General features: G+C 64.7%; 29 protein-coding genes. 26 read left to right on the top strand and 3 right to left on the bottom strand.

Going from position 1 to position 26,522, the window contains the following annotated elements:
• Positions 1 to 206: 206 nt before the first annotated feature.
• On the bottom strand, positions 207 to 1,007 hold the full coding sequence (locus KBW98_RS08175) for a PEP-CTERM sorting domain-containing protein (protein WP_211519628.1): 801 nt from the start codon (positions 1,005 to 1,007) through the stop codon (positions 207 to 209).
• Between the two features lie 423 nt (positions 1,008 to 1,430).
• Here KBW98_RS08175 and aceA point away from each other — a divergent pair, with 423 nt between their 5' ends.
• The 8 genes from aceA to KBW98_RS08135 all read left to right on the top strand — a co-directional run bounded on the left by aceA (position 1,431) and on the right by KBW98_RS08135 (position 9,273).
• On the top strand, positions 1,431 to 2,729 hold the full coding sequence (aceA, locus tag KBW98_RS08170) for an isocitrate lyase (protein ID WP_211519627.1): 1,299 nt from the start codon (positions 1,431 to 1,433) through the stop codon (positions 2,727 to 2,729).
• Between the two features lie 243 nt (positions 2,730 to 2,972).
• Positions 2,973 to 3,485, top strand: a complete 513-nt coding sequence (locus tag KBW98_RS08165; protein WP_211519626.1) for a hypothetical protein — start codon at positions 2,973 to 2,975, stop codon at positions 3,483 to 3,485.
• Between the two features lie 10 nt (positions 3,486 to 3,495).
• Positions 3,496 to 4,128, top strand: a complete 633-nt coding sequence (locus KBW98_RS08160) for a penicillin-binding protein activator LpoB (protein ID WP_211519625.1) — start codon at positions 3,496 to 3,498, stop codon at positions 4,126 to 4,128.
• The gene (locus tag KBW98_RS08155; protein WP_211519624.1) at positions 4,109 to 5,272 is read left to right on the top strand and encodes a tetratricopeptide repeat protein; all 1,164 of its coding nucleotides are present in this window, start codon (positions 4,109 to 4,111) and stop codon (positions 5,270 to 5,272) included. Before KBW98_RS08160 ends, KBW98_RS08155 begins: the two co-directional genes overlap by 20 nt.
• On the top strand, positions 5,273 to 5,722 hold the full coding sequence (locus KBW98_RS08150) for a hypothetical protein (protein WP_211519623.1): 450 nt from the start codon (positions 5,273 to 5,275) through the stop codon (positions 5,720 to 5,722).
• Positions 5,722 to 6,423, top strand: coding sequence for a hypothetical protein (locus KBW98_RS08145; RefSeq protein WP_211519622.1), 702 nt, complete (start codon positions 5,722 to 5,724; stop codon positions 6,421 to 6,423). The genes KBW98_RS08150 and KBW98_RS08145 overlap by 1 nt, the downstream gene beginning before the upstream one ends.
• A 277-nt stretch (positions 6,424 to 6,700) precedes the next feature.
• Positions 6,701 to 7,876: a 23S rRNA (adenine(2030)-N(6))-methyltransferase RlmJ gene (locus KBW98_RS08140; RefSeq protein WP_211519621.1), complete on the top strand. Its 1,176-nt coding sequence runs from the start codon at positions 6,701 to 6,703 to the stop codon at positions 7,874 to 7,876.
• 128 nt (positions 7,877 to 8,004) lie between these two features.
• Positions 8,005 to 9,273, top strand: coding sequence for an EAL and HDOD domain-containing protein (locus KBW98_RS08135; RefSeq protein ID WP_211519620.1), 1,269 nt, complete (start codon positions 8,005 to 8,007; stop codon positions 9,271 to 9,273).
• A 129-nt stretch (positions 9,274 to 9,402) separates the two neighbouring features.
• Here KBW98_RS08135 and KBW98_RS08130 read toward each other — a convergent pair whose 3' ends face one another.
• Both KBW98_RS08130 and KBW98_RS08125 read right to left on the bottom strand, forming a co-directional pair.
• Entirely contained in the window at positions 9,403 to 10,152 is a 750-nt protein-coding gene (locus tag KBW98_RS08130; protein ID WP_211519619.1) for an SAM-dependent methyltransferase, read from the bottom strand.
• A gap of 29 nt (positions 10,153 to 10,181) precedes the next feature.
• Positions 10,182 to 10,796 (bottom strand): Maf-like protein, encoded by a 615-nt coding sequence (locus tag KBW98_RS08125; RefSeq protein WP_211519618.1) that lies wholly within the window; start codon positions 10,794 to 10,796, stop codon positions 10,182 to 10,184.
• 181 nt (positions 10,797 to 10,977) lie between these two features.
• Here KBW98_RS08125 and KBW98_RS08120 point away from each other — a divergent pair, with 181 nt between their 5' ends.
• From KBW98_RS08120 to era, 18 genes are all read left to right on the top strand, one after another.
• Positions 10,978 to 11,475 (top strand): DUF177 domain-containing protein, encoded by a 498-nt coding sequence (locus tag KBW98_RS08120; RefSeq protein ID WP_211519617.1) that lies wholly within the window; start codon positions 10,978 to 10,980, stop codon positions 11,473 to 11,475.
• Between the two features lie 231 nt (positions 11,476 to 11,706).
• Positions 11,707 to 11,889 carry a 50S ribosomal protein L32 gene (rpmF, locus tag KBW98_RS08115; protein WP_005666806.1) on the top strand — a complete coding sequence of 61 codons (183 nt, stop codon included), beginning with the start codon at positions 11,707 to 11,709 and terminating at the stop codon, positions 11,887 to 11,889.
• A 209-nt stretch (positions 11,890 to 12,098) separates the two neighbouring features.
• Positions 12,099 to 13,121 (top strand): phosphate acyltransferase PlsX, encoded by a 1,023-nt coding sequence (gene plsX / locus KBW98_RS08110; RefSeq protein ID WP_211519616.1) that lies wholly within the window; start codon positions 12,099 to 12,101, stop codon positions 13,119 to 13,121.
• Positions 13,122 to 13,159: 38 nt separating this feature from the next.
• Positions 13,160 to 14,146, top strand: coding sequence for a beta-ketoacyl-ACP synthase III (locus tag KBW98_RS08105; protein ID WP_211519615.1), 987 nt, complete (start codon positions 13,160 to 13,162; stop codon positions 14,144 to 14,146).
• 52 nt (positions 14,147 to 14,198) lie between these two features.
• On the top strand, positions 14,199 to 15,137 hold the full coding sequence (gene fabD, locus KBW98_RS08100) for an ACP S-malonyltransferase (RefSeq protein WP_211519614.1): 939 nt from the start codon (positions 14,199 to 14,201) through the stop codon (positions 15,135 to 15,137).
• Between the two features lie 29 nt (positions 15,138 to 15,166).
• A complete protein-coding gene (fabG, locus tag KBW98_RS08095; RefSeq protein ID WP_211519613.1) occupies positions 15,167 to 15,904 on the top strand; it encodes a 3-oxoacyl-ACP reductase FabG in 738 nt (245 codons plus the stop codon).
• 168 nt (positions 15,905 to 16,072) lie between these two features.
• On the top strand, positions 16,073 to 16,312 hold the full coding sequence (gene acpP / locus KBW98_RS08090) for an acyl carrier protein (RefSeq protein WP_020653257.1): 240 nt from the start codon (positions 16,073 to 16,075) through the stop codon (positions 16,310 to 16,312).
• A 28-nt stretch (positions 16,313 to 16,340) separates the two neighbouring features.
• Entirely contained in the window at positions 16,341 to 17,588 is a 1,248-nt protein-coding gene (gene fabF / locus KBW98_RS08085) for a beta-ketoacyl-ACP synthase II (protein WP_211519612.1), read from the top strand.
• Between the two features lie 120 nt (positions 17,589 to 17,708).
• Positions 17,709 to 18,164 (top strand): protein YgfX, encoded by a 456-nt coding sequence (locus tag KBW98_RS08080; protein WP_211519611.1) that lies wholly within the window; start codon positions 17,709 to 17,711, stop codon positions 18,162 to 18,164.
• 62 nt (positions 18,165 to 18,226) lie between these two features.
• Positions 18,227 to 18,829 carry an RNA polymerase sigma factor RpoE gene (gene rpoE / locus KBW98_RS08075; protein ID WP_211519610.1) on the top strand — a complete coding sequence of 201 codons (603 nt, stop codon included), beginning with the start codon at positions 18,227 to 18,229 and terminating at the stop codon, positions 18,827 to 18,829.
• Between the two features lie 57 nt (positions 18,830 to 18,886).
• Positions 18,887 to 19,192, top strand: a complete 306-nt coding sequence (locus KBW98_RS08070) for a sigma-E factor negative regulatory protein (RefSeq protein ID WP_211519609.1) — start codon at positions 18,887 to 18,889, stop codon at positions 19,190 to 19,192.
• A 338-nt stretch (positions 19,193 to 19,530) separates the two neighbouring features.
• Positions 19,531 to 20,994, top strand: a complete 1,464-nt coding sequence (locus KBW98_RS08065; protein WP_211519608.1) for a DegQ family serine endoprotease — start codon at positions 19,531 to 19,533, stop codon at positions 20,992 to 20,994.
• Positions 20,994 to 21,260, top strand: coding sequence for a glutaredoxin family protein (locus tag KBW98_RS08060; protein WP_211519607.1), 267 nt, complete (start codon positions 20,994 to 20,996; stop codon positions 21,258 to 21,260). Before KBW98_RS08065 ends, KBW98_RS08060 begins: the two co-directional genes overlap by 1 nt.
• Before the next feature lie 361 nt (positions 21,261 to 21,621).
• Positions 21,622 to 23,415: a translation elongation factor 4 gene (lepA, locus tag KBW98_RS08055; RefSeq protein ID WP_211519606.1), complete on the top strand. Its 1,794-nt coding sequence runs from the start codon at positions 21,622 to 21,624 to the stop codon at positions 23,413 to 23,415.
• Complete coding sequence (lepB, locus tag KBW98_RS08050) at positions 23,415 to 24,344, top strand: signal peptidase I (RefSeq protein WP_211519605.1); 930 nt, start codon at positions 23,415 to 23,417, stop codon at positions 24,342 to 24,344. Before lepA ends, lepB begins: the two co-directional genes overlap by 1 nt.
• Before the next feature lie 16 nt (positions 24,345 to 24,360).
• Positions 24,361 to 24,774, top strand: a complete 414-nt coding sequence (locus KBW98_RS08045) for a DUF4845 domain-containing protein (protein WP_211519604.1) — start codon at positions 24,361 to 24,363, stop codon at positions 24,772 to 24,774.
• Positions 24,775 to 24,821: 47 nt separating this feature from the next.
• Positions 24,822 to 25,625 carry a ribonuclease III gene (gene rnc, locus KBW98_RS08040; protein ID WP_211519603.1) on the top strand — a complete coding sequence of 268 codons (804 nt, stop codon included), beginning with the start codon at positions 24,822 to 24,824 and terminating at the stop codon, positions 25,623 to 25,625.
• Positions 25,622 to 26,518 carry a GTPase Era gene (era, locus tag KBW98_RS08035; RefSeq protein WP_211519602.1) on the top strand — a complete coding sequence of 299 codons (897 nt, stop codon included), beginning with the start codon at positions 25,622 to 25,624 and terminating at the stop codon, positions 26,516 to 26,518. Before rnc ends, era begins: the two co-directional genes overlap by 4 nt.
• Positions 26,519 to 26,522: the final 4 nt, after the last annotated feature.

Below are 26,522 nucleotides of genomic sequence, written 5' to 3'. Positions count from 1 at the left end.
GGCGTACTGTCGAGTACGCTGGGCTCAGCCTATTGCGTTTGGGAAGGCGGTTCTGTTAGCTGAATCACGGATGGCTCAGTTAGCGCCATCCAAACGGATGAGCAGCGGGTAATCTGTTTGCCGTCGGAAATTCAGCAGGAGGAGTTGACAATAAAATAAAAAACGGGCCCTTGCGGGCCCGTTCCGGGGAGGCGGCGTCGCCGGCGTCAGGCGCGCGGCTTGCGGCGGCGCGCCCAGGCCAGTCCCGCCAGGCCAAGCGCCAGCAGGCCCAGCGATGCAGGTTCCGGCACCGCGGCGTGGGGCTGCTCGCCCGATTCGTCCGCGGCCGGCAGGGAGTCGCCCTGGCCGGCCGATCCCGGCTGCAGGTCCTTGTCGATGCCGATCTCTTCCACCGACCCCGGGTCGCCCTTGTCGCCGCCCGCGCCGGTATTGGTACCGGTACCGGTATCCGCGCTGAAGACGAAGTCGTCCGACAGCAGGCTGCCTTCCTTCTTGCCGCGCGCGTCCAGGAAGCGCACCTTCAGGTGCGGCGTATCCAGGTTCAGGCTGTCGCCACTCAGGGTAAAGGCGAAGACCATGTCGTCCTCGAGCGCGATCCCTTCGCCCTCGAAGCACAGCCTGTCGTACGTGGCGGGCGCAGCCGCGGCGTTCGCCGCCCGACGGGCGCCGCGTCCATTGCTGTTGCTCGGCCTGCTTGCGCCCTGGGCGCTGCGGCAACCGCTGGCGTTCAGCTCGGTGCCGCTCATCGTCCACTGGATGCCGCTCGGCGTGCTCAGGCTGACGCCCGAGACGGGGCCCAGGCCCTTGATCGCAAGGGCGTCGATCACGAGGGCATCGGCCCAGCCGCCGGTGCGTTTGCCGGCGTCGATCTCGATTTTCAATACATTGCCGCTGTAGCTGCTGGTGAAGGTGACACCTTCGTCCGTGGTGATGACGCTGGCGCAGGCCGAGCCGGCGAGCGAAGCCAGGAAGAGGGAAAGCGCCGTCCGGCGCAGGGGAGAAGACATGCTGATCCTTGTTGGCCCGTAGGCGGTTCTCGTTGTAAAGACGAGGCGATCATGATGGTTTGTTTTCATGTAGTCAACACAAAGTTCTCAAATACAACATATGTGAATTGAATAAGCTTGCCTGGGGGGCGGTTATGCCACACATTCATTTCCGTGTGGAAATCTGGCACACGTGTTTTCATGATGCGAAAGACCGCTTTCGCAATACGAGATAGTGAGCAAGGCCGGGCTTGGCCGAAGTCTCATTGGAAGAAAATGCTTTCCGTATCATGGAAAGCGACCGTCAAGGCGTTGATTATCAAGGCTAAAAAATTCATTTGATGTCTTATATAAGACTAATTGTGCGCTGCGCAATCCACGCTATGATTTCTTCAACGGATTCACTTTTACCAACCCATTGGTTTTATCTTCAGGAGAAACAGCATGGCAACCCGTGAACAGCAGATCAGCCAATTGCAACAGGACTGGGACAGCAATCCACGCTGGAAAGGCGTGACCCGGAATTACACGGCGGCCGACGTGGTGCGCCTGCGCGGCTCGCTGCAGGTCGAGCACACCCTGGCCAGGCGCGGAGCGGAAAAACTCTGGGACCTGGTCAACAACGAAGCCTACGTGCACGCCCTGGGCGCGCTGACCGGCAACCAGGCCATGCAGCAGGTGAAGGCGGGCCTGAAGGCGATCTACCTGTCGGGCTGGCAAGTCGCCGGCGACGCCAACCTGGCCGGCGAGATGTATCCGGACCAGTCGCTGTACCCGGCCAACTCGGTGCCGACCGTGGTCCGCCGCATCAACAACACCTTCCAGCGCGCCGACCAGATCCAGTGGTCCGAAGGCAAGGACGAGATCGACTACTTCGCCCCCATCGTGGCCGATGCCGAGGCGGGCTTCGGCGGCGTGCTGAACGCCTTCGAGCTGATGAAATCGATGATCGAGGCGGGCGCCGCCGGCGTGCACTTCGAAGACCAGCTGGCCTCGGTCAAGAAATGCGGCCACATGGGTGGCAAGGTGCTGGTCCCCACCCGCGAAGCGGTCGAGAAGCTCAACGCCGCGCGCCTGGCCGCCGACGTGATGGGCACGCCCACCCTGGTCATCGCCCGCACCGATGCCGAGGCGGCCGACCTCCTGACCTCCGACGTGGACGACAACGACCGTCCGTTCTGCACCGGCGAACGCACCGTCGAAGGCTTCTTCCGCGTGCGCCCGGGCCTGGAGCAGGCGGTCTCGCGCGGCCTGGCCTATGCCCCGTACGCCGACCTGGTCTGGTGCGAGACCGGCAAGCCGGACCTGAACTACGCCAAGCAGTTCGCCGAAGCCATCCGCGCCAGGTTCCCGGGCAAGATGCTGGCTTATAACTGCTCGCCGTCCTTCAACTGGAAGAAGAACCTGGACGACGCCACCATCGCCAAGTTCCAGCGTGAGCTGGGCGCGATGGGCTACAAGTTCCAGTTCATCACCCTGGCCGGCTTCCACGCCCTGAACTACGGCATGTTCAACCTGGCGCACGGCTATGCGCGGCGCGGCATGTCGGCCTTCGTCGAGCTGCAGGAGGCGGAATTCGCCGCCGCCGAACGCGGCTTCACCGCGGTCAAGCACCAGCGCGAGGTCGGCACCGGCTACTTCGACGCGGTCACCCAGACCATCCAGCAGAACCAGAGCTCGACCACCGCCTTGCACGGCTCGACCGAAGATGAGCAATTCTTCGACGAAAAGAAAGTTGCATGAGCTCTAGTTTTTAGAACGTTTGTGCTCCTGACAAAACGCGCACTACAGTGCGCGTTTTTTTCGATGTATCAAAGGGGCAACAGGTGTTGATTTTGATGCTATAGGCATGTACATTGCGCTTCTGCAAGCAAATTGTCTGTTTGTAATATCCCTTCGCCAACCATTGGTGATCAAGCATTGGCTTCATAACCACGGTCCCGCAATGACGGGGCTGGATTCCAAAACCACTCGATCCTGAAAACCATGAAAAAAATCTCCGCCCTGCTGTTCGCACTCGTCCTCACCGCTTGCGCAAGCGCACCGCACATCGCCGCTCCGAACCTGATCCAGGCCCCGACCCCGATCGTGGGCAACAGCGGCAAGTACATGTCGCCGTACACCGAAGACGGCACCGTCGCCGCCTGGGTGGAGAAGGGCCGCAACGCCAGCACCGGCGCCAGCATCGGCGGCTTCCTGGGCGCCCAGGCCGGCCAGAAAGTGGCTGAAAACATCCCGTTCATCGGCGGCATCCTGGGCCAGGCAGTCGGCGAGTCCGCCGGCCGCGCCATCGCCCTGAAGATGGTCGGCGGCGAAGAGTTCATCCGCGCCAACTCGGACATCTCGTTCAACTCGGTCAACGACCTGGCCGTTTACATGTACGCCAAGAACTCGACCCACAAGGATTTCGCCGAAGCCCTGAAGCTGACCCAGGAAATCTATCCGGAGCTGAAGACCGCCTATTACCAGGCCATCATCAACGCCTCGGCCGGCAAGTAAGGATCTGGCAATGAAATCGACGACTATCGCCGTGCTGGCCGGCGCACTGGCGCTGACCGGCTGCGCCACCCCGAACCTGAACAACACCCCGGGCCGCCCGGTGGTCTACCAGGACGTGAACACCACCTCGACCCGCGTCGCCGGCGTCGGCGTGGAAGCCCAGGACATCGTGTCGAGCACCGATCGCATGGTGCGCGACATCCTGTCGAACCCGGCCATCGCCGGCCGTTCGACCCCGCCGCGCATCGTGGTGGACTCGGAGTTCTTCAAGAACGAAAGCTCCTCGCGCATCAACAAGAACCTGATCACCAACCGCCTGCGCGTCGAACTCAACCGCGCCGCCCAGGGCCGCCTGGTGTTCGTCGCCCAGCACTACGGCGACATGGTCGACAAGCAGCGCGAAGCCAAGCGCAGCGGCGAGACCGACCGCGGCACCATCCGCACCGCCAAGGCCAAGGCCGGCGTCGACTTCCAGTTGGGCGGCAGCATCAACTCGCTGGACGCCCACTCGGCGAACACCGGCACGATGTCGCGCTACCACCAGATCACCTTCGAGCTGGTCGACGTCGAGTACGGCACCATCGCCTGGACCGGCATGTTCGAGTTCAAGAAGGAAGCCCAGGATGACGTCCTGTACCGCTAAGCGGAACAGTGTCCTGGCGGCGGCCCTGGCGCTGGCGTTCGCGCTGGCGCCGGGCGCCGCCCGTGCCGACTACGCGGCCGAGGCCGCGCGCCTGAAGAACGCGCCGGCCAAGGACGCCACCATGCACGTCCTGCAGACGGGCGTGGCGGCCATGGCCGAAGGCAAGACCGCCGACGCCACCGGCCTGTTCGACAGCGCGCTGGACAGCATCGAGGGCATGTTCGCCAACACCGAGAACGCCGCCAAGGCGCGCTCGCTGTGGTACGAGGAGGGCGCCAAGGACTACAAGGGCGAACCCTACGAGCGCGCCATGGCCTATTACTACCGCGGCCTGCTGTACCTGGCCGAGGGCGACTACGAGAACGCGCGCGCATCCTTCCGCGGCGGCATCCTGCAGGACGCTTTCGCCGAGGAGCAGCAGTTCCGCAGCGACTTCGCGGCGCTGATGATCCTGGAAGGCTGGAGCAGCCAGCTCAACGGCGACAAGGACCTGGCCAGGGAAACCTATGCCGAAGTGGCGCGCCTCCGTCCGCAGTGGGCCGCGCCGGCTGCCGGCGCCAACCTGCTGGTGGTCGCCGAACTCGGCGGCGCGCCGCGCAAGGTCGGCGACGGCATCGGTAATCACGAGATCGTCTACCGCCCGGCCAAGCGCATGCCGGAACGCAGCCTGAAGATCGAATTCGACGGCAAGCCGCAGCAGGTGGCCCTGGCCGAGGACGTGTTCTACCAGGCCAGCACCCGCGGCGGGCGCCCGGTCGACCGCCTGATCGAAGGCAAGGTGGCTTTCCAGAACACCACCGGCGCCATCGGCGAAGCGCTCGGCACCATCGCGTCGGACGGCAGCGTCTACGCGGCGGCGGCCGGCGGCGGCGGCGGACGGGCATTGGGCGCCGTGGCCGCGGTCGGGGCGATCTTCTCGATGGTCTCGGTGAACGTCAAGCCGCGCGCCGACGTGCGCTACTGGAACAACCTGCCGGAAACGCTGCACATCGGCGCCGTCAACTACCAGGGCCTGCCGGGCAACGTGAACGTCACGCTGTTCGACGACAAGGGCCAGCAAGTCCCCGCCGACACCCTGCGCATCCAGAAATGGATCGACAAGAAGGGCAACGGCGTGGTCTGGATCAAGACTAGGAATAACTGAATGAAAAATTGCATCAACATCGCCGCGGCCGCCATGGCCGCCGTGCTCCTGACGGGCTGCCCGAGCGTGTCGCCGGAAGGCGCCCAGATGGGCGTGCGCGTCAACGACGCCATGGCGCCGACCGCGCGCATCATGCACGACCAGGTCGTCATCATCGACAAGGTCCTGCAAAACCAGAAGAACGGCAAGATCGCCATCGAAAGCCAGGGCGCGCGCCGCAATGCGACCGGCACCCTGAACGTGATCGTGCAGATCCGCAACCGGACCGACTACCCGCAAGTCATCGAAGCGCGCACCAGCTTCTTCGACAACGGCTTCGCACCGATCGAGAAGGCTTCGGGCTGGACCCGCGTCCACCTCGACGGCAACGGCATCGGCACCTACCAGGAGTCCTCGCTGGGCGCCGCGCAAGTGGCGCACTACTACGTCGAAGTGCGGGAGGCCCGCTGATGCGCAGCATGATCTTCGCCGCGCTGGTGGCGCTGGCGGGCGCCGCGGGCGCGCAGAACCTGACGGCGCCGGCCACCTTGCCACCGGCCCAGGGCCAGGTCCAGGGCTATACCGATCCTGCGCCGGCCGGCATGATCGCCGAGACCCCGGGCGCGGGCAGCTTCCAGCAGTGGTACGTCGGCCAGCGCCGCCCGGCCATGGTCGTGTACTTCGACCGCAAGCTGGAGCAGCTGCCGCCGGGCTGGCAGGGCCGTGACCGCCTGCTGGTCGAGGAGACCACCAAGGCCCAGGGCAAGGAAGAGAACCGCCGCCTGACCGTCGGCTTCGAGCGCAATACGGCCCAGGCTGCGCGCCCGGTGTCGCAGTTCGCCCAGCTGTTCCAGAACGCGCTGGAAGCGGAACTCAAGCGCCAGAGCCTGCGCGTGCTGGACGGCAAGGTCCTGCACCGCAAGGAAGCGGCCGGCGGCCGCGGCGGCGACATCGAGTACAGCTCGCTCAAGGGCGCGGCCCGCTTCGTGTTCGAAGTCGAGCTGCTGGTGCTGAACGGGGAATGGGAGCTGGTGGGGGTTCTGAAAGACATCCGCAACGGCGACCTGACCGCCAGCGTGCGTCTGCCGGTCGAGAACCTGGGCAACCACGCCGCCATCGAACGCGCCGCGCGTTCGCTGGTGCGCCGGCTGATGCATTACTCGGTGGCTTAAGCGACACCGTCCCCTGCGGGGATGGGAAGAGGCCGTGGCCATGCGCCACGGCCTTTTATTTTGCCGCTAGGGTTGGCGGCTCCGCCGCCAACGCGTCCGAGCGCATATTGATTTGCCGCGCATCGTCCGTTCGACGCCGGTTGAACGCGTCGGCAGGAAACCTGCCGACCCTACGGCTCATCCAATTCGCCGTGCTTGTACCGTTTGTAGTGGATAATGGCGCCCATCACGCCGTTCTCCACCACGCGGCGCCATCATTCTCGAGGAATTCCAGCCTATGCTGAGCTATCGCCACGCCTTCCATGCGGGCAACCACGCCGACGTCCTGAAGCACTTCGTCCAGGTCCAGCTGCACCTGTACATGAACCAGAAGGACGCCGCCTACACCTATATCGACACCCACTCCGGCGCCGGCGTCTACGCGCTCGACAGCGCCCAGGCCACCAAGAACGCGGAATTCGACACCGGGATCGGCCCGCTCTGGACCTGCACCGACCTGCCGGCGCCGCTGGTGCCCTACATGGACCTGGTCAAGGGCATGAACCCGAGCGGCAAGATGCGCTACTACCCCGGCTCGCCCTACGTGGCCGAGCAGGTGTCGCGCGAACAGGACCGGCTGCGCCTGTTCGAGCTCCACCCGTCCGACTGCCGCATCCTGGCCGAGAACTTCCGCAAGGTGGAAGCGCACAAGGCCGAGCAGGGCGAGCGTTCGCGCGGCAGCCGCGTGATCATCGAGCATGGCGACGGCTTCAACAGCCTCAAGGCGCTGCTGCCGCCGCCTTCGCGCCGCGCCCTGGTGCTGATCGACCCGCCCTACGAGATCAAGGACGACTACCGCCGCGTGCGCGACGCCCTCGACGAGGCCTTGGGTAAATTCCCGAGCGGTATCTACGCGGTCTGGTATCCGGTGCTGCAGCGCATGGAGTCGCGCCAGTTCGCCGACCGCCTCAAGCGCCTGCCGGCCAAGGAGTGGCTGAACGTCACCCTGACCACGCGCACCCCGACCCCGGACGGCCATGGCCTGCACAGCAGCGGCATGTTCATCCTGAACCCGCCCTACACACTGGAACCGATGCTGCGCGAAGTGATGCCCTACCTGGTGCGCGTGCTGGGCAAGGACGCGGGCGCCCGCTTCACGATCGAGAAGGGCACCCAGGTGACGGGCGCCGCCGCCGGCCGCCTGGTCGGCGACGCGCCGCGCGCACCGGTCGGCAATGCGCGCCGCGCCAGCCCGCTGTCGGGCAAGGGCAGCCTGCGCCTGCCGGGCCAGAGCATGCCGGGCCGCGAAGAGAATCCGGGCCGTCCGGCGCGCGCCGCCGGTGGCGAGCGCACTCCTGCAGCCGAGGGACGTCGTCCCCAGGGCGCCGGGGCCCGTCCGGCGAAGGGCGATGGCCCGCGCGCCGCGGCGCCCGGCGCACGCAAGGGCCCGCGTTCCGGCGGCGGTCGCGGATAACGGTAACATCTTGATGCGATGTCGAAATGCTAATGTTAGTGTTTTTGTAGTATAGTCAAGATAGGCGGACCGTGCGACCCTCCGCCCCGCGCGGCGCATCGCGCCGCAAAGTTACCCAGGAGTATTAGATGCATGTCGATCCGACGGCAGCGGTGTCCGTGCCGTCCAACGATTTTTTCCTCGCCCGCCAGCCCATCCTCGGCCGTGACCAGCACCTGGTTGCCTTCGAGCTCTTGTTTCGCGCGGCCGGCGAGGATGACGACGCCAAGCTGACCGATGGCGCGGCGGCGACTGCCGCCGTGATTTCCCACGCCTCCCAGCTCGGCATGGAGCAGGTGGTGGGCGAGCAGCTGGCCTTCGTCAACGTCGACGAAGTGGTCCTGATGAGCGACTTCGTCCGTTTCCTGCCGGCCCACAAGGTCATCCTCGAGATCCTCGAAACGGTGCAGCCGTCCGAGAAGCTGCTGGCGCGCGTCGCCGAGCTCAAGGAGCTGGGCTTCAAGTTCGCGGTCGACGACGTGATCGAGCATTCGGCCGAGCTCGACAAGCTGGTGGCCCTGGTCGACGTGATCAAGGTCGACGTCAAGGGCATGCCGCCCGAGGCGCTGGCGCGCCTGGCCGATTCGCTCAAAGGCACCGGCAAGAAGCTGCTGGCGGAGAAGGTCGAAACCCTGGATGAGTTCCGCCTGTGCATGGAGCTGGGCTTCGAATACTTCCAGGGCTATTATTTTGCCCGTCCCGTGATCCTGACCGGCAAGAAGATCACGCCGTCGGAAATGGGCATCCTGCGCCTGCTGGAGCTGGTCAACTCGAACGCCGACAGCCAGGCGATCGAATCGGCGGTCAAGCGCGACGCCCTGATCAGCCTAAACCTGCTGCGCCTGGTGAACAGCCGCGCCGCCCCGGGCCCGCAGATCGAGTCGCTGTCGCAGGCGCTGACCCAGCTCGGGCGGCGCCAGCTGTCGCGCTGGCTGCAGATCCTGGTCTACACCTCGGCCGGGGCCCGGGCCGACCTTGATTCGCCCCTGCTGCAGCTGGCCACGACGCGCGGCAAGCTGCTCGAGATGATGACCCAGCACGTGCGCCCCGGCGACACGGCCAGCGCCGACCGCGCTTTCACGGTGGGCATCATGTCGCTGGCGGATGCGCTGTTCTCGGTGCCGATGGTGGACATCCTCGACAATGTCGAGGTGGCCCACGACGTGCGCGCAGCGCTGCTGGACCGGGAAGGGGATTTCGGCCTCATGCTGCACGTTGCCGAGTTGCTGGAGGCGGCGGATTGCGGGCGCAAGCTGGCGACGGCGCTGAGGAGGGTGGGGCTGACGGTGACCGAGATCCGGGAGATCGAGCTGGCGGCGTTCAATTGGGTGCGGGAGCTGACGCACGATGTGCACTAGTAACTGGTCCGCTGGCAAACCTGGTTCCCCGCCTCCGCGGGGATGGCGTGCATGAGCTTGCCACTTACGGTTGAGTCGTCATCCCCGCGAAGGCGGGGACCCAAGTTTGCTCCGCAGCTACCAGCTTGATTACTGCCCCAACAACAAAAACACCGTCGGCTTCTTATGAAACTCCGGCGCCTTCCCTGAAGCCAGCTGCGCCTTCCACTTCGCCGCCGTGAGCGTCTTCACCGATTCGCTGGCAAGCGTCAGATCGGTCGCCACACAAATGAGCGTCCCCGGCTGGCAGGCCGCCACCAGCGCCTCCAGCATCGCCCCGTTGCGGTAGGGCGTCTCGATGAACAGCTGGGTCTGCTTCTCGCTGCGCGAGCGCCCCTCCAGCTGCTGGATGCGCTTGCTGCGCTGCCCCGCATCGGTCGGCAGGTAGCCGTTGAACGCGAAGCTCTGCCCATTCAGCCCGCTGGCCATCACGGCCAGCAGCAGCGAGGACGGCCCCACCAGCGGCCGCACCGGAATCCCGTGCTGGTGGGCCAGGCGCACCAGGTCGGCGCCCGGATCGGCCACCGCCGGCACGCCCGCCTCGGACACCAGGCCGGCGTCGCGTCCGGCCAGCAGCGGCGCCAGCAGCTGGTTCAGAGCCTGGGCCGGGGTGTTGACGTTCAGCTCGGCGATCTCGATTTCCTGCAGCGGTTTCGCCAGCGGATGGTCGATCGCCACCAGTTTCAGGAAGGCGCGCGCCGTCTTGGCGTTTTCGGCCACGAAATAGTCGAGTTGCGAGGTCACGGCCTGGACCTGGGTCGGGAGCAGGGCGGAAAGGGCGCCGGAAACCGGTTCGACCGGGCCAAGGGTGTTCGGAATCAGGAAAAGCGTGCCAGCCATAAATACACTATATATAAGTCAGGTACCACTCAGGTACCAAAAAAGCGAACCCCCGCGCGCCGCAGCATGCCGGTAAGGGCGATCAGGGGCAGGCCGGTGAGGGCGGTGGGGTCGGAAGAGTCGATCCGTTCGATCAGGGCGATGCCCAGGCCTTCGTTCTTGGCGCTGCCCGCGCAATCGTAGGGCTGCTCGATGCGCAGGTAGGCGTCCAGCTCGGCATCCGGCAGGTCGCGGAAGTGCACGAACACCTGCACGTTCTCCAGCTGCGCGGCGCGGGCGGGGTTGGCCACGCGCCCGTCCCACAGGCACAGGGCCGTATGGAACACCACCTGGCGCCCGCGCATCAGCTGGAGCTGGGCCAGGGCGCGCGCATGGTCGCCCGGCTTGCCGATTTGTAAACCGTCGAGGGTGGCGACCTGGTCCGAGCCGATCACGAGCGCGCCGGGATGCAGGGCGGCGATGGCCGCGGCCTTTTCGCGCGCCAGGCGCAGGGCGGTGTCCTGCGGGGCTTCGCCGGGCAGCGGGGTCTCGTCGATGTGGGGCGCGACGGCCTCGAAGGGCAGGCCCAGGCGGGCCAGCAGCTCACGCCGGTAGGCGGAGCTGGAAGCAAGGATTAGACGCGCGGGCGGGGAACTTGGTATCATGTCGGCCGGGTAGGGAAAACCATAGGTAAAACAACTAGATAGCTGCTTCCCGACAAGCAAGTCCGATGAATATCGAGCTTGCCGCAACAGCGCAGCGCCCGGCGCCCAAAAAACAGCGCAAGTTTTTGACTCTGCAGCGAGAAGCCTGTTATTATCGCAGGTTTTCCGGGGAACCTTCCAAATGAGCGCTTTTGTCATTGACGCTTTTGAGTTTTGTCGGAATGGCGGGCAGCGTGAAGGTACGACGCCCGTGGCTGAAATGCCCCGGCTGGCTGCCGATTGCGCCGACCGGAGCGGCGAGATCCGCTGGTCCATCGAGGGCGGGCAGACCCGCCAGGGCTACCCTTCGATGACCCTGTCGGTGGCTGGTCCCGTGCAGCTGGTATGCCAGCGTTGCCTGCAGCCCTTTGCTTATGAAATCGATTCGTCCACCATGCTGGTGCTCGGCAAGGACGACGAGGAAGCCGACCAGATCGAGGAAATCCTCGACGACGAGAGCATCGACGTGATCGTCGGCAGCCATGCCTGCGACATCCGCGAGCTGCTCGAGGACGAAGCCCTGCTGGCCCTGCCGCAGGCACCGAAACACGATGTCTGTCCGGACACCAAGCTCCTGGACAGCCTGAAGACCGACAAGGTTTCGCCGTTCGCCGGCCTCAAGAATCTCAAGTCAGAGTAATCAGTACAAAATTTGTAGTACCGCAGTGGCAGTCCAAGACGGTAGTACGCAAAGAACGTGTCAAACGCGTGCAGCAGTCGAGTATGGCAGTAGGCAGTAGATGTAGGCAGCGTTAAAACATGTCGGCATTCATGGAGCATCATTCTAAGAATTGCCGGTGGGATACTCGATGCGCATGTATTTGCAAGTCGAATGTGTTAGAATTTTAGAACTTATGTATTAGGAGTCATCATGGCAGTTCAACAGAATAAGAAGTCCCCTTCGAAGCGCGGCATGCACCGTTCGCACGATTTCCTGACCGCGCCGAACCTGGCAGTCGAGCCGACCACCGGCGAGACCCACCTGCGTCACCACATCAGCCCGAACGGCTTCTACCGTGGTCGCAAAGTCCTGAAGACCAAGAACGACGAGTAATCGCCGTCTTGTCTTTCAGTACCATGAAAGCGGTGCAACGTAGGTTAACTTCGTGGCGCCGCTTTTTCTTTGCGTGTTACCCCGTGTTCGGCTGCAATTCAAGCTTGCACACCGTCATTTACACTCGCGCGGACTCCGGCCGGCCTTGCGCCACGCCCCGATCCCATCTTGCCGCCCGCTGTGCGTAACTTGCGGCAACTTCCCGACAAATGACAATTAAAATTTCCATTGACTGCATGGGCGGCGATCACGGCCCCTCAGTTACTATTCCGGCAGCCCTTTCCTTTCTAAAAAAGCAAGCTGACGCCGAACTGATCCTGGTCGGCGCAGAAGAGGTGCTGCGCGCCGAACTCAAGAAATGCCGCGCGGAGACCCATCCGCGCATCTCGATCAAGAACGCGACCGAAGTGGTGGCCATGGACGACCCGGTCGAAGTGGCCCTGCGCCGCAAGAAGGACTCGTCGATGCGCGTCGCCATCGAACTGGTCAAGGACGGCAGCGCCACCGCCTGCGTCTCGGCCGGCAACACCGGCGCCCTGATGGCCGTTTCGCGCTATGTGCTCAAGACCATGGCCGGCGTCGACCGCCCGGCGATCTGCTCGATCATGCCGAACGAAAAGAACGGCCCCACCTACATGCTCGACCTCGGCGCCAACGTCGATTGCGGCCCCGACCACCTGCACCAGTTCGCCATCATGGGCTCGGTGCTGTGCTCGGCCATCGAAGGCATCGAGCGCCCCACCATCGGCCTGCTCAACGTGGGCACCGAGGACATCAAGGGCAACGACGTGGTCAAGGCAACCGGACTCTTGCTGCGCGCCGACCACGAGCGCGGTAAACTCAATTTCTTCGGCAATGTCGAAGGCAACGACATCTTCAAGGGTACGGTCGACGTGGTGGTGTGCGACGGCTTCGTCGGCAACGTCACCCTGAAGGCGGCCGAAGGCCTGTCGCGCTTCGTCAAGTCGGTGTTCAAGCAAAGCGTGTTGTCGATGGCGGGCGCGCTGCTGGCGCGCGGCGCCCTCAAGAAACTGAATCCCGAGCGCTATAACGGCGCCGGGCTGCTGGGCCTGAAAGGCCTGGTGTTCAAGAGCCATGGCGGCGCCAACGCCTATGCTTTCGAATGGGCGCTCAAGCGTGCTTACGAGGCCGCTGCCCACAATGTACAAGAGCAGCTGTCGGCCCTGATCGCCGAACTGATGCCGTCTCCGGACCCCGAGCGCCAGGCTTGATTCGGCCTCGCTCAATCAATTAGCAGGATGGTGGAGCAATGACTGTATATAGCAAAATCACCGGCACCGGCAGCTACCTGCCGGCCAAGCGCGTGACCAACGACGAACTCGCGGCCCAGCTGGCCGAGAAGGGCATCGAGACCTCGCACGAGTGGATCGTGACCCGCAGCGGCATCGAGGCGCGCCACTATGCGGACGCCACCGAGAACTCGTCCGACCTGGCCGTCAAGGCCGCGCGCAAGGCGCTCGAGATGGCCGGCAAGCAGCCGTCCGACATCGACCTGGTGATCGTCGCCAGCTCCACCCCCGACTTCCACGGCAGCTTCCCGAGCACCGCCTGCATCGTGCAGCAGAAGCTGGGCATGGAGAACAACAGCGCCGCCTTCGACGTGCAGGCCGTGTGCAGCGGCTTCGTCTACGCGGTCTCGACCGCCGACGCCTTCATCCGCTCGGGCATGCACAAGACCGTGCTGGTGATCGGCGCCGAGATCTTCTCGCGCATCCTCGACTTCTCGGACCGCACCACCTGCGTGCTGTTCGGCGACGGCGCCGGCGCCATCGTCATGGAAGCTTCCAGCGAGCCGGGCGTGCTGGCCTCCAAGCTGCACGCCGACGGCCGCCACTCGCACATCCTGTCGGTCCCGGGCAACCTGGCCCAGGGCGCGATCGCCGGCAGCGGCTTCCTCTACATGGACGGCCCGGCGGTGTTCAAGCTGGCCGTCACCGTGCTCGAGGAAGTGGCGCACGAGGTGCTCGGCATGGCGCAGATGCGTCCTTCCGACATCGACTGGCTGGTGCCGCACCAGGCCAACCTGCGCATCATGAAGGGCACCGCCAAGAAGCTCGATCTCCCGATCGAGAAGATGGTCGTGACCGTCGGCGAGCACGGCAACACCTCGGCCGCCTCGATCCCGCTGGCGCTGGACCAGGCCGTGCGCGACGGCCGCATCAAGAAGGGCCAGAACGTGCTGATGGAAGGCGTGGGCGGCGGCTTCACCTGGGGCGCGGCCCTGGTGCGCATGTAACCAGGCCACTGCGCTGCGCGATTCGGAACAACCCAACAAGGACAATAACAAGATGAGCAAATTCGCATTCCTGTTCACGGGCCAGGGCGCCCAGGCCGTCGGCATGCTGAACGGCTTCGCCGGCAACCCGGTGGTCGAGCAGACCGTCGCCGAGGCATCCGATGCCCTGGGCTTCGACCTGGCCCGCCTGATCGCCGAAGGTCCGAAGGAAGACCTCGACCTCACCACCAACACCCAGCCGGTCATGCTGACCGCCGCCGTCGCCGTCTACCGCGCCTGGATCGCGGCCGGCGGCCCGGCGCCATCGGTGGTGGCCGGCCATAGCCTGGGCGAGTACTCGGCCCTGGTCGCCGCGGGCGTGATCCCGTTCAAGGACGCCGTGCCGCTGGTGCGCTTCCGCGCGCAATCGATGCAGGACGCGGTGCCGGTCGGGCAGGGCGGCATGGCCGTCATCCTCGGCCTGCAGGCCGAGGACGTGCGCGCAGTCTGCGCCGACGCCGCCCAGGGCGAAGTGGTCGAGGCCGTGAACTTCAACGAGCCGACCCAGATCGTCATCGCCGGCCATACCGCGGCCGTCGAGCGCGCCTGCGAGCTCGCCAAGGCCAAGGGCGCCAAGCGCGCCATGAAGCTGGCGGTGTCGGCGCCTTTCCACTCGTCGCTGCTCAAGCCCGCCTCGGACCGCCTGCGCGACTACATGGCCAAGCTCAGCTTCGCCGCGCCGCAGATCGCCGTCATCAACAACGTCGACGTGGCCGTCCTGAACGATCCGGAACAGATCAAGGACGCCCTGGTGCGCCAGGCCGCCGGCCCGGTGCGCTGGGTCGAGACCATGCAGAAGATGGCGCTTGACGGTGTCACGCAAGTGATCGAATGCGCCCCGAGCAAGACCCTGATCGGCATGGCCAAGCGCATCGACCCGGTGCTCGTCGGTGAAGCCCTGGTCGACCAGGCTTCGCTCGAGCGCGTGCTGGCGCTGGTGCAGCAGGGCTGAAGATTAATTCATAAGAAGAGGATGAAGAGATGAATCTGGAAAACCAAGTCGCCCTCGTCACCGGCGCATCGCGCGGCATCGGCAAGGCCATCGCGCTCGAGCTGGCGCGCCAGGGCGCGAAAGTGGTCGGCACCGCCACCACCGAAGCCGGCGCGCAGGCCATCACCGAATACCTGAGCGAATTCGGCGGCAAGGGCGTGGTCCTGAACGTCACCGACGCCGCCCGCTGCGGCGAAGTGGTGGATGAAGTACAGAAGGGCTTCGGCAGCCTGTCCATCCTGGTCAACAACGCCGGCATCACCCAGGACAACCTGGCCATGCGCATGAAGGACGAGGAGTGGGACAGCGTGGTCGCCACCAACCTGACTTCGGTCGGCCGCCTGTCGCGCCTGGTGCTGCGCGGGATGATGAAGGCCAAGCACGGCCGCATCATCAACATCACCTCGGTGGTGGGCGCCTCGGGCAACCCGGGCCAGATGAACTACGCCGCCGCCAAGGCCGGCGTGGCCGGCATGACCCGCGCCCTTGCGCGCGAGATCGGCAGCCGCAACATCACCGTCAACTGCGTGGCGCCGGGCTTCATCGACACCGACATGACCAAGGCGCTGGGCGACGACCAGCACGCCGCGCTGCTGGGCCAGATCCCGCTGGGCCGCCTGGGCAAGCCGGAAGACATCGCGCACGCCGTGGCCTTCCTGGCCGGTCCGCAAGCCGCTTATATCACCGGCACCGAGCTGCACGTGAACGGCGGCATGTTCATGAACTGATGGGATAATGACCGGCTTTAAGAATCGCTTGTAAAAAGCCGGTCCAATCCCATCTTTTAGCAGGAAATTCGGACGAATTAGCAGCAATCGCCGAAAATAGTTTTTCAAGGCGCAAACCTGATAAAATGCGCGCACTTTCCGCAACACATACCTTAATGGAGCCAAAACATGTCGGATATCGAACAACGCGTTAAAAAAATCGTCGCTGAGCAACTGGGCGTTGCCGAAGCAGACATCAAAATCGAATCCTCGTTCGTTGACGACCTCGGCGCTGACTCGCTGGACACCGTGGAACTGGTGATGGCACTGGAAGACGAGTTCGAAATGGAAATCCCTGACGAACAGGCTGAGAAGATCACCACCGTCAAGCAGGCAATCGACTACGCAACCGCGCACGTCAAGGCCTAAGCTGCTTTAAAGTTTTTGGGAGAATCGCTTGAGCCGTTCACGCAACCGCCGTGTCGTCGTTACTGGCCTGGGCTGTATTTCACCGATCGGCAACACCATTGCCGAGGCGTGGAGCGCGGCCCTGGCAGGTAAGTCGGGCATTGCCAACATCACCAAGTTCGACGCGACGCCGTTCACGACCCACTTTGCCGGCGAAGTGAAGAACTTCAACGTCGAAGACTACCTGCCGGGCAAGGAAGGCCGCCATATGGATAGCTTTATCCATTACGGCATGGCGGCCGGCATCCAGGCCCTGCAGGATTCGGGCCTGGAAATCACCGAAGAGAACGCGGACCGTATCGGCGTGACCATCGGTTCGGGTATCGGCGGCCTGCCGATGATCGAAGCAACCAAGGAAGAGTACACGGCCCGCGGCCCGCGCCGCATCTCGCCGTTCTTCGTGCCGGCCTCGATCATCAACATGATCTCGGGCGATCTCTCGATCAAATTCGGCCTGCGCGGCCCGAACCTGGCCATCGTGACGGCCTGCACCACCGGCCTGCACTGCATCGGCGCGGCGGCGCGCCTGATCGAGTACGGCGATGCCGACGTGATGGTCGCCGGCGGCGCCGAATCGACCGTCTCGCCGCTGGGCCTGGGCGGCTTCGCCTCGGCGCGCGCGCTGTCGACCCGCAACGACGATCCGACCACCGCATCCCGTCCCTGGGACAAGGACCGCGACGGCTTCGTACTGGGCGAAGGCGCCGGCGTCATGGTGCTGGAAGAGTACGAGCACGCCGTCAAGCGCGGCGCCAGGATCTATGCTGAAGTCATCGGCTTCGGCATGAGCGCGGACGCCAACCACATCACCTCGCCGGTCGAGGATGGCAGTGGTGCGGCCCGTTGCATGGTTGCAGCCCTGAAGAACGCCGAGTTGAACACGGACCAGGTCCAGTACGTCAACGCGCACGGCACCTCGACCCCGGCCGGCGACGTGGCGGAAGTGCGCGGCATCAAGCGCGTCTTCGGCGACCATGCCAATCGCCTGGTCGTGAACTCGACCAAGTCGATGACCGGCCACCTGCTGGGTGGTGCGGGCGGCCTGGAATCGGTGTTCACCGTGCTGGCCATCCACAACCAGATCTCGCCGCCGACGATCAACATCTTCAACCAGGATCCGGAATGCGACCTGGACTTCTGCGCCAACAAGGCGCGCGAGATGAAGATCGACTACGCGGTCAAGAACTCGTTCGGTTTCGGCGGTACCAACGGTACCCTCGTGTTCGCTAAAGTCTAAGCTGAACTAAAAAACGCCCATCCCTATCTAAGGGGATGGGCGCCTGCCTTATCCCGTCCTGGCCATCCCGGCCTGTGCTCAGCGGGCGCTGTTTTCCCTCCTTACCCCATGCCGATTACGGTGACAGCCGTCGTCGCGCCGTCGCGCCGCCTGCGCGTGCTTCAGGCTGCCTTCTGCGCGTCCCTGCTCGCGGCTTCCTTCGCCGTGTGCTTCGTGCTGCCCGCGCGTTTTGCGGCACCTGCCTGGCTGCCCTTGTTGCTCGCCGGATGCGCCGTCGGCCATGCCTGGCGCGCCGGCGGCGCGGACCTGCGCCGGATTGATTTTTCTGGAGTCGGGAGAGTACGCCTGACGGTACAACGGAATACGCGCTCGCCGTTGACGACCACGGTGTCCGCGACCGTGTTGCCCGGGGCCACGGTCTGGCCTTGCTGCATGCTGCTGCGCCTGCGCGCCGACGACACCGGCGCCGTGCGGCGCCTCGTGCTGCTGCCGGACAGCATGGCCCCCGGCGCCTACCGCGAACTGGCGGTCGCACTGCGCGCCTTGGGTGCCGGAGTCAGCGCAAAAATACTTTGAACTTATTGCAGTGGGCCAACTCTTAAGCAAGGGGGCCGGCTGCAGCCGATGGGGCAGGGGCCGTGACGACAGAACGCGAGTGTGATCAGCTGCTGGTGGAGCGCGTCCAGGCCGGGGACCGGCAGGCGTTCGACCTCCTTGTGGCCAAGTACCAGCGCCGCCTGATGCGGCTGGTGTCGCGCCTAGTGCACGACCCGGCAGAAGCGGAAGACGTGGTGCAGGAAACCTTCATCAAGGCGTTCCGGGCGCTGCGCCATTTTCGCGGCGAGTCGGCCTTCTATACCTGGCTTTACCGAATAGGAATCAACACTGCAAAAAACTTTGTTGTAACCCAGGGCCGTAGGGCGCCGACCTCGACAGAGACGGATGCCGAGCGTGCCGAAGGGTTCGACGACGCAGAGAGCCTGCGCGACATCAACACACCGGAATCGGTGCTCGCCAGCAAGCAGATCGCTCACACGGTCAATGCCGCGATGGAAGCACTGCCACTGGAGTTGCGCACAGCAATCATTCTGCGGGAAATCGAAGGACTGAGCTACGAGGAAATTTCCGAAGTGATGGCGTGTCCCATAGGTACCGTGCGCAGCCGGATCTTCCGCGCGCGCGAAGTCATCGCCGAGAAATTGCGCCCCTTGCTCGATTTCCCGGTTGACAAACGTCGCTAGGTAGCGAGATCGTACACAAACGCAGCACATCTTGAACATACCGACAGCGACACACCGATGGACACCGACAAAAAAATCCGCGAACACATCTCCGCCCTGGGCGACGGCGAACTGCCCGAGGCCGACGTGGAGCTGGCGGTCGCCGCCCTGCACGAGCCCGGTGGGCGCGAAGCCTGGGACCTGTACCACCGCATCGGCGACGTGCTGCGCGCGCAGCCGGTGCCCGATTTGTCGCCGGCGTTCTCGGCACGGCTGGCCAGCAGGCTGGCGGATGAGCCCATGCCCGTGAAGCGGGCGGTGGCGGCCGGGGATGCCACAGAAGCCATATCCGCACCTGTGCTGTCGAATCCCGCGTCGTCGTAGGGGCGGCGGGTTTTCCGCCGACGCGGGGATAGTTAGCCACAATTCATCCGTAGGGTGGACGGGGTAATTCAGGCCAGCGGCCTGAATTACAAACGTCCACGCGTCCAACAATCGTCCGCCGGACCGCGCACGGCATCGTAGACGGTAACGATCGCCGCGTGGGCGGGAGACCCGTCTACCCTACGATCCGCGCTGCGTTTATCGGGGGGGCACCCGGGCTCATTTCCGCCAGCCATCCCCGCGTCGGCGGCATAGCCGCCAACCCTACCGCGCGCCGCGACAAAGCGCCGTTTTTGCCTTACCATTCAGTCAATCTCAGCCCTGTCCATCGACGCTCCATGCCCAGCAAAACCGCCACCCTGATCCTGTCGGCACTGCTCGTGTCCGGCTCCTCCTTCCTTGCCACACTGCCGGCCCACGCCACCGGCGCCGCGCCAGTCCCGACCCCGGTGGTCACCGGGCTGCCGGACTTCACCGACCTGGTCGACAAGGTCAGCCCGGCCGTGGTCAACATCCGCACCACCGAGCGCGTGCGCGCCGGCGGCGGGGTGCCGGGCGAGGAGGAGATGCAGGAATTCCTGCGCCGCTTCTTCGGCGGCCAGATTCCCCGTGGCGGCGGCCGCCGCGGGCCCCAGCAGGCGCCCGAGGAGCAGGAAGTCCAGCGCGGCGTCGGCTCCGGCTTCATCATCTCGGACGACGGCTTCGTGCTGACCAATGCCCACGTGGTCGAAGGCGCCGACGAAGTCACCGTCACCCTCAACGACCGGCGCGAATTCAAGGCCAAGGTGCTGGGCGCCGACCGCCGTTCCGACGTGGCCCTGCTCAAGCTGGCCGCCGGCAACCTGCCTTACCTGCGCACCGGCGACTCGAGCAAGATCCGGGTCGGCGAATGGGTGGTGGCGATCGGCTCGCCCTTCAACCTCGACAACACCGTCACGGCCGGCATCATCTCGGCCAAGTCGCGTGACACGGGCGAATACCTGCCCCTGATCCAGAGCGACGTGGCGGTCAACCCGGGCAATTCGGGCGGCCCCTTGATCAACATGCGCGGCGAGGTGATCGGCATCAATTCGCAGATCGCGACCCTGTCCGGCGCGTATAACGGCATTTCCTTCGCCGTGCCGATCGACGAGGTGATGCGTGTGGCCGACCAGCTCAAGAAGACCGGGCGCGTCACCCGCGGCCGCCTGGGCGTGCAGATCAGCGAAGTCACGCGCGACGTCGCCGAGTCGCTCGGCCTGGGCAAGGCGCGCGGCGCCGAGGTGTCGATGGTCGAGCAGGGCGGTCCGGCGGAGAAGGGCGGCATCAAGGTCGGCGACATCATCCTCAAGTTCAACGGCCAGCCGATCGAGACCACGCGCGACCTGCCGCGCCTGGTGGGCGCGTCGAAAGTCGGCAGCCGCGCCACCGTCACCGTGTGGCGCCGCGGCGCCCAGCTCGAGGTGCCGGTCACCATCGTCGAACTGCAGGACGAGAAATCGGCGCCGGCGCGCCCCGCGCCCAAGAAGCTGGCGCCGGGCGCCGCGCCGAACGCCCTGGGCCTGAACGTGTCCGGCCTCAGCGCCGAGCAGCACCGTGAGCTCGGTGTCGAAGGCGGGGTGCTGGTCGAGGAGGCGCAGGGCAATGCCGCCACCGCCGGCATCCGCCCGGGCGACGTCATCCTGCAGGTGAACAACACACCGGTGACGAGCGAAGCCCAGTTCAACGCCCTGGTCGGCAAGCTCGATCCCAAGAAACAGGTGGCCCTGCTGGTGCGGCGCGACACCGTCACCCAGTTCCTCGTGATCAAACCGCGCCAGTGATGGAGGCGATTCCGTTCACCCTGTACTCCCGGGTCTGGTGCCATTTGTGCGAGGACATGCTGGCGGCCCTCAAGGCCCTGGAGCAGCCCGGGCGGCCGTTCGCGATCACCGTGCTCGACGTGGATGCCGACCCGGCGCTGGAAGCCCGCTTCGACGAGCTGGTGCCGGTGCTGTACGGCGATCCGGACGGCGAAGAACTCTGCCATTACTTTCTCGATCGGGAGAAGGTCGAAGCCTATATTGCCGCGCAGATCGCCGAGGCGTAGGGTCGGCGGCTGCACCGCCGACGCGGTGATGGCTGCCGGCGAGATCATCCGGCGCGGTATCGAAGCCGCCACCTATCACCGCGTCGGCGGCAAAGCCGCCAACCCTACGCCTTGTTTCATGGGTTTCGGCCCGCAGATATCCCCGTCAGCGCCCCGGAAACCGGGCTTTCTGCCTCGAAATCCGGTAAAATGCCGGGTCGGAAAGCTTCTGCCCATGTGAGAACTGCTTTTCCCGCTTTCGATCAGGCGCTCGCCTGGGGACCGAACCGGCCCCGACGCGGCGCTTTTTTCCTATTCCGCTGCTTGATGGCAGCGCCCGGATGCCGGCCTTGTGCGGCCCTTTTGGTTTTGAGCTTTGTTAATGAACAACATACGTAACTTTTCCATCATCGCCCACATCGACCACGGCAAATCGACCCTGGCGGACCGCATCATCCAGCTGTGCGGTGGCCTGTCGGAGCGCGAGATGGACGCGCAGGTGCTCGACTCGATGGACCTGGAACGCGAGCGCGGCATCACCATCAAGGCCCAGACCGCGGCGCTGCAGTACAAGGCGCGCGACGGCCAGACCTACAACCTGAACCTGATCGACACCCCCGGCCACGTCGACTTCAGCTACGAAGTCTCGCGCTCGCTGTCGGCCTGCGAAGGCGCGCTGCTGGTGGTCGACGCCAGCCAGGGCGTGGAAGCCCAGACCGTGGCCAACTGCTACACCGCGCTCGACCTGGGCGTTGAAGTGGTGCCGATCCTGAACAAGATCGACCTGCCGCACGCCGACCCGGACAACGCCAAGAAGGAAATCGAGGACGTGATCGGCATCGACGCGTCCGACGCCACCACCTGCTCGGCCAAGACCGGCCTGGGCGTGGAAGACGTGCTCGAGACCCTGATCGCCAAGGTGCCGCCTCCCAAGGGCGACCCGGACGCGCCGCTGCAGGCCCTGATCGTCGACTCCTGGTATGACCCCTATGTGGGCGTCGTGATGCTGGTGCGCGTGGTCAACGGCACCCTGCGTCCGAAGGACAAGATCCTGCTGATGGCGACCGGTTCCGTGAACCTGGTCGAGAACATCGGCGTGTTCACCCCGCGCTCGGTCTCGCTGCCGGAACTGTCGGCCGGCCAGGTGGGCTTCATCATCGCCGGCATCAAGGAACTGACCGCCGCCAAGGTGGGCGACACCGTGACCCTGGCGAGCAAGCCGGCGCCCGCGCCGCTGCCGGGCTTCAAGGAAGTCCAGCCCCAGGTCTTCGCCGGCCTGTTCCCGGTCGAGGCCAACCAGTACGACGCGCTGCGCGACTCGCTCGAAAAGCTGAAGCTGAACGACGCCGCCCTGATGTACGAGCCGGAAGTCTCGCAGGCGCTGGGCTTCGGCTTCCGCTGCGGCTTCCTGGGCCTGCTGCACATGGAGATCGTGCAGGAACGCCTCGAGCGCGAGTTCGACATGGACCTGATCACCACCGCCCCGACCGTGGTTTACGAGGTCGAGATGCGCGACGGCTCGATCGTGCGCGTCGACAACCCGTCCAAGATGCCGGAGCCGTCCAAGATCAACGAAGTGCGCGAACCGATCGTCGACGTCAACCTGTACATGCCCCAGGAATACGTGGGCTCGGTGATGACCCTGTGTAACGGCAAGCGCGGCGTGCAGATGGATATGGCCTACCACGGCCGCCAGGTCAAGCTGCACTACGAGATCCCGATGGCCGAGATCGTGCTGGACTTCTTCGACCGCCTGAAGTCGACCTCGCGCGGCTACGCCTCGATGGACTACGAGTTCAAGGAAAACCGCGCCGCCGACGTGGTCAAGGTCGACATGCTGATCAACAGCGAGAAGGTCGATGCGCTGGCGATCATCGTGCACCGCGCCAACGCGCCTTACCGCGGCCGCCAGGTGGCCGCCAAGATGCGCGAACTGATCCCGCGCCAGATGTTCGACGTCGCGATCCAGGCCGCGATCGGCGCCACCATCATCTCGCGCGAGAACGTCAAGGCGCTGCGCAAGAACGTGCTGGCCAAGTGCTACGGCGGCGACGTCAGCCGCAAGAAGAAACTGCTCGAGAAGCAGAAGGCCGGTAAGAAACGCATGAAACAGGTCGGTTCCGTGGAGATTCCGCAGGAAGCCTTCCTTGCCATTCTCCAGGTGGAAGAAAAATAATGAACCTGCAACCCATCCTGGGCAACTTTGCCCTGATCCTGTTCGTCGCGATGGTCATCACGGGCGTTATCTGGTGCCTGGATGTGTTCTACCTGGCCAAGCAGCGCCGCCGCAAGGCTGACGCCGCCCTGGCCGAATACGATGCCCGCACCGCCAAGCTGGTGGCGGACGGCATCAAGGTCGACAGCAACGGCAGCCGCCACGCGATCGAGCAGGGCATCCTGCGCCAGCCGACCTGGATCGAGTACTCGGGCAGCTTCTTCCCGGTGATCGCCCTGGTCTTCGTGCTGCGCTCTTTCCTGTGGGAGCCGTTCAAGATCCCGTCCTCGTCGATGGTGCCGACCCTGCTGGTGGGCGACTTCATCCTGGTGAACAAGTACACCTATGGCATCCGCCTGCCGATCATTAACAAGAAGATTATCCAGATCAATGATCCCCAGCGTGGCGACGTGATGGTGTTCAAGTATCCGAAGGACATGAGCCAGGATTACATCAAACGCGTCGTTGGCGTGCCGGGTGATAAAATCACCTACGAGAACAAGCGCTTGACGGTGAACGGCAAGCCGGTCGAGTACACGCCGCTGGACGACTACCTGGACGACCAGCACCCGGTCTACCACAAGCAATTGGTGGAAAAGCTCCCGGGCAAGGAAGGCGAGACCGCGCACCGCATCCTGAACACCGAAAACCGGCCTACGCTCGATCTCGGCAATGTCGAGAACTTCCCGCATCGCGAAGCCTGTGACTATTCCTACGATAAATTTACCTGTATCGTACCGGAAGGCAACTATTTGATGTTGGGCGATAACCGAGACAACAGCCAGGACAGCCGCTACTGGGGCTTCGTTCCTGACAAGAACATCGTTGGCAAGGCGATCGTCGTTTGGATGAACTTCAGCCAGCCGAGCCGGGTTGGCGGCATCCGTTGACGCGGGGAGCGCAAACATGCAGGTAAGCAAGGTAAGCAGCAAGCAGTATGTCGTGGGCGCCGAGCGGGGCGTGTCCCTGACCGGCCTGATCCTGGTACTGGTCGTGATCGGCATCGTGGCGGTCTTCGCCCTCAAGTTGATCCCGGCTTATCTTGAATACAACGCGGTCAAGGACGCCATCGTCAAGGCCAAGGAAGCGGGCGGCACGGTGCGCGAGATGCAGGCGGCCTTCGACCGCAACGCCGGCATCAATGACGTCGACGCCGTGCGCGGCCGCGACCTGGTGATCACGCGCGACGGCGGCGAGCCGGAAGTCAGCTTTGCCTACGAAAAGCGGGTGCCGCTGGCGGGCAATGTCAGCCTCGTGATCGACTTCGCCGGGACCACCGACCCAAGCGGCGTGGCGGCGGCAGCCGACGCGCCCCAGTAAAAACACGAAAGGACCCGGCGCAGGCCGGGCGAGAGACGGCATCGACAATGAATCTTCAGTTATTGCAAACACGCTTGGGGTATACGTTTCGGGATGCCGGGCTGCTTCAGCAAGCCCTGACCCACCGTAGCCACAGCAGTTTGCATAACGAGCGCCTGGAATTCCTGGGCGACTCGATCCTGAACTGCGTCGTGGCATCGATCCTGTACGAACGCTTCACCACCCTCGACGAAGGCGATTTGTCGCGCCTGCGCGCCAACCTCGTCAAGCAGCAGGCGCTGTTCGAGATCGCCCAGAAACTGGAACTGTCGCAGTTCCTGCGCCTGGGCGAGGGCGAGCTCAAGTCGGGCGGCTTCCGCCGCCCATCGATCCTGGCCGACACCCTGGAAGCGCTGCTGGGCGCGATCTTCCTCGATACCGGCTTCGACGCCGCGCGCGACGTGATCCGCGCCTTCTACATTCCGCTGCTGGAAACGGTCGATCCGTCCACCCTGGGCAAGGACGCCAAGACCCTGCTGCAGGAATTTTTGCAGAGCAAGAAGATCTCGCTGCCGACCTATAACGTGGTCGCCACCCATGGCGCCGCCCACAGCCAGGAATTCGAAGTCGAATGCCTGGTGCCCAAGCTGAACATCCAGGTCTTCGGCCGCGGCGGCAGCCGCCGCGCCGGCGAGCAGGCCGCCGCGCGCCTCGCCCTCGAAGTCGCCCAGCAGGCCCTGAACAAGCCGGCCGGCGGCCGCAAGACCAAACCCCGCGCCGCCCAGCTCAAGCTGGCGGGCATCGCGACCGTCCAGAGCGACAGCCCGGCGCAAGCCGCGGCGCCACCAGAACAACCAGGAACCACCTCATGAGCAGCACCCAAGAAGCTTTCCGCTGTGGCTACATCGCCATCGTCGGCCGCCCCAACGTCGGCAAGTCGACCCTGATGAACGTGCTGATCGGCGCCAAGGTGTCGATCACCTCGCGCAAGGCGCAGACCACGCGCCACCGCATCACCGGCATCCAGACCCGCGACGACGCCCAGTACATCTACGTCGACACCCCGGGCTTCCAGACCCGCCATGCCAACGCCCTGAACAAGACGCTCAACAAGACCGTCTCGAACACGCTGACTTCGTCCGACGTGATCCTGTTCCTGGTCGAAGCCGGCACCTTCGGCCCGGCCGACGAGCAGGTGCTGAACCTCCTGCCGAAGAACGTGCCGGTGGTCCTGGTGATCAACAAGTCCGACCGCATCAAGGACAAGGCGGTGCTGATGCCCTTCGCGCAGAAGATCGCGGCGCTGCGCGACTTCGCCGCCGTGGTGCCGGTCTCGGCCAAGCTGCGCTTCCAGGTCGACGCCCTCGAAAACGAGATCAAGCGCCACCTGCCGGAGAACGAGCCGATCTTCGGGCCGGACGACATCACCGACCGCAGCGAGAAATTCCTGGCCGCCGAGATCGTGCGCGAAAAGGTGTTCCGCCTGCTGGGCGACGAGCTGCCCTATACCAGCACGGTCCTGATCGAACAGTTCGAGCAGGAAGGCAACCTGCGCCGCATCTTCGCCGCCATCCTGGTCGAGCGCGACACGCACAAGTCCATGATCATCGGTAACAAGGGCGCCCGCCTGAAGGAGATCTCGACCCAGTCGCGCCTGGACATGGAAAAGCTGTTCGGCGGCCCCGTGTACCTGGAGATCTGGGTCAAGGTCAAGTCCGGCTGGGCCGACAACGAAGCGGGCCTGCGCGCCTACGGCTACGAGTAAGCGC

It is taken from the genome of Massilia sp. ST3 (assembly GCF_018119405.1).
Taxonomy (GTDB): domain Bacteria; phylum Pseudomonadota; class Gammaproteobacteria; order Burkholderiales; family Burkholderiaceae_D; genus Telluria.
Note: the sequence above shows the minus strand (reverse complement) of the source record. Positions and strands in the feature narration are given on the sequence as shown.

Excerpts from the sequence above, each read along its gene's own strand:
- KBW98_RS08105 (WP_211519615.1), top strand. The coding sequence starts at position 13,160 with ATGACTGTATATAGCAAAATCACCGGCACCGGCAGCTACCTGCCGGCC.
- KBW98_RS08065 (WP_211519608.1), top strand. The coding sequence starts at position 19,531 with ATGCCCAGCAAAACCGCCACCCTGATCCTGTCGGCACTGCTCGTGTCC.
- KBW98_RS08125 (WP_211519618.1), bottom strand. The coding sequence starts at position 10,796 with ATGATACCAAGTTCCCCGCCCGCGCGTCTAATCCTTGCTTCCAGCTCC.
- fabG (WP_211519613.1), top strand. The coding sequence starts at position 15,167 with ATGAATCTGGAAAACCAAGTCGCCCTCGTCACCGGCGCATCGCGCGGC.
- fabD (WP_211519614.1), top strand. The coding sequence starts at position 14,199 with ATGAGCAAATTCGCATTCCTGTTCACGGGCCAGGGCGCCCAGGCCGTC.
- KBW98_RS08120 (WP_211519617.1), top strand. The coding sequence starts at position 10,978 with ATGAGCGCTTTTGTCATTGACGCTTTTGAGTTTTGTCGGAATGGCGGG.
- KBW98_RS08135 (WP_211519620.1), top strand. The coding sequence starts at position 8,005 with ATGCATGTCGATCCGACGGCAGCGGTGTCCGTGCCGTCCAACGATTTT.
- KBW98_RS08165 (WP_211519626.1), top strand. The coding sequence starts at position 2,973 with ATGAAAAAAATCTCCGCCCTGCTGTTCGCACTCGTCCTCACCGCTTGC.
- aceA (WP_211519627.1), top strand. The coding sequence starts at position 1,431 with ATGGCAACCCGTGAACAGCAGATCAGCCAATTGCAACAGGACTGGGAC.
- KBW98_RS08160 (WP_211519625.1), top strand. The coding sequence starts at position 3,496 with ATGAAATCGACGACTATCGCCGTGCTGGCCGGCGCACTGGCGCTGACC.
- acpP (WP_020653257.1), top strand. The coding sequence starts at position 16,073 with ATGTCGGATATCGAACAACGCGTTAAAAAAATCGTCGCTGAGCAACTG.
- KBW98_RS08145 (WP_211519622.1), top strand. The coding sequence starts at position 5,722 with ATGCGCAGCATGATCTTCGCCGCGCTGGTGGCGCTGGCGGGCGCCGCG.
- lepA (WP_211519606.1), top strand. The coding sequence starts at position 21,622 with ATGAACAACATACGTAACTTTTCCATCATCGCCCACATCGACCACGGC.
- KBW98_RS08155 (WP_211519624.1), top strand. The coding sequence starts at position 4,109 with ATGACGTCCTGTACCGCTAAGCGGAACAGTGTCCTGGCGGCGGCCCTG.
- KBW98_RS08140 (WP_211519621.1), top strand. The coding sequence starts at position 6,701 with ATGCTGAGCTATCGCCACGCCTTCCATGCGGGCAACCACGCCGACGTC.
- lepB (WP_211519605.1), top strand. The coding sequence starts at position 23,415 with ATGAACCTGCAACCCATCCTGGGCAACTTTGCCCTGATCCTGTTCGTC.
- KBW98_RS08070 (WP_211519609.1), top strand. The coding sequence starts at position 18,887 with ATGGACACCGACAAAAAAATCCGCGAACACATCTCCGCCCTGGGCGAC.
- KBW98_RS08175 (WP_211519628.1), bottom strand. The coding sequence starts at position 1,007 with ATGTCTTCTCCCCTGCGCCGGACGGCGCTTTCCCTCTTCCTGGCTTCG.
- KBW98_RS08045 (WP_211519604.1), top strand. The coding sequence starts at position 24,361 with ATGCAGGTAAGCAAGGTAAGCAGCAAGCAGTATGTCGTGGGCGCCGAG.
- era (WP_211519602.1), top strand. The coding sequence starts at position 25,622 with ATGAGCAGCACCCAAGAAGCTTTCCGCTGTGGCTACATCGCCATCGTC.
- rpmF (WP_005666806.1), top strand. The coding sequence starts at position 11,707 with ATGGCAGTTCAACAGAATAAGAAGTCCCCTTCGAAGCGCGGCATGCAC.
- KBW98_RS08060 (WP_211519607.1), top strand. The coding sequence starts at position 20,994 with ATGGAGGCGATTCCGTTCACCCTGTACTCCCGGGTCTGGTGCCATTTG.
- KBW98_RS08150 (WP_211519623.1), top strand. The coding sequence starts at position 5,273 with ATGAAAAATTGCATCAACATCGCCGCGGCCGCCATGGCCGCCGTGCTC.
- KBW98_RS08130 (WP_211519619.1), bottom strand. The coding sequence starts at position 10,152 with ATGGCTGGCACGCTTTTCCTGATTCCGAACACCCTTGGCCCGGTCGAA.
- plsX (WP_211519616.1), top strand. The coding sequence starts at position 12,099 with ATGACAATTAAAATTTCCATTGACTGCATGGGCGGCGATCACGGCCCC.
- rnc (WP_211519603.1), top strand. The coding sequence starts at position 24,822 with ATGAATCTTCAGTTATTGCAAACACGCTTGGGGTATACGTTTCGGGAT.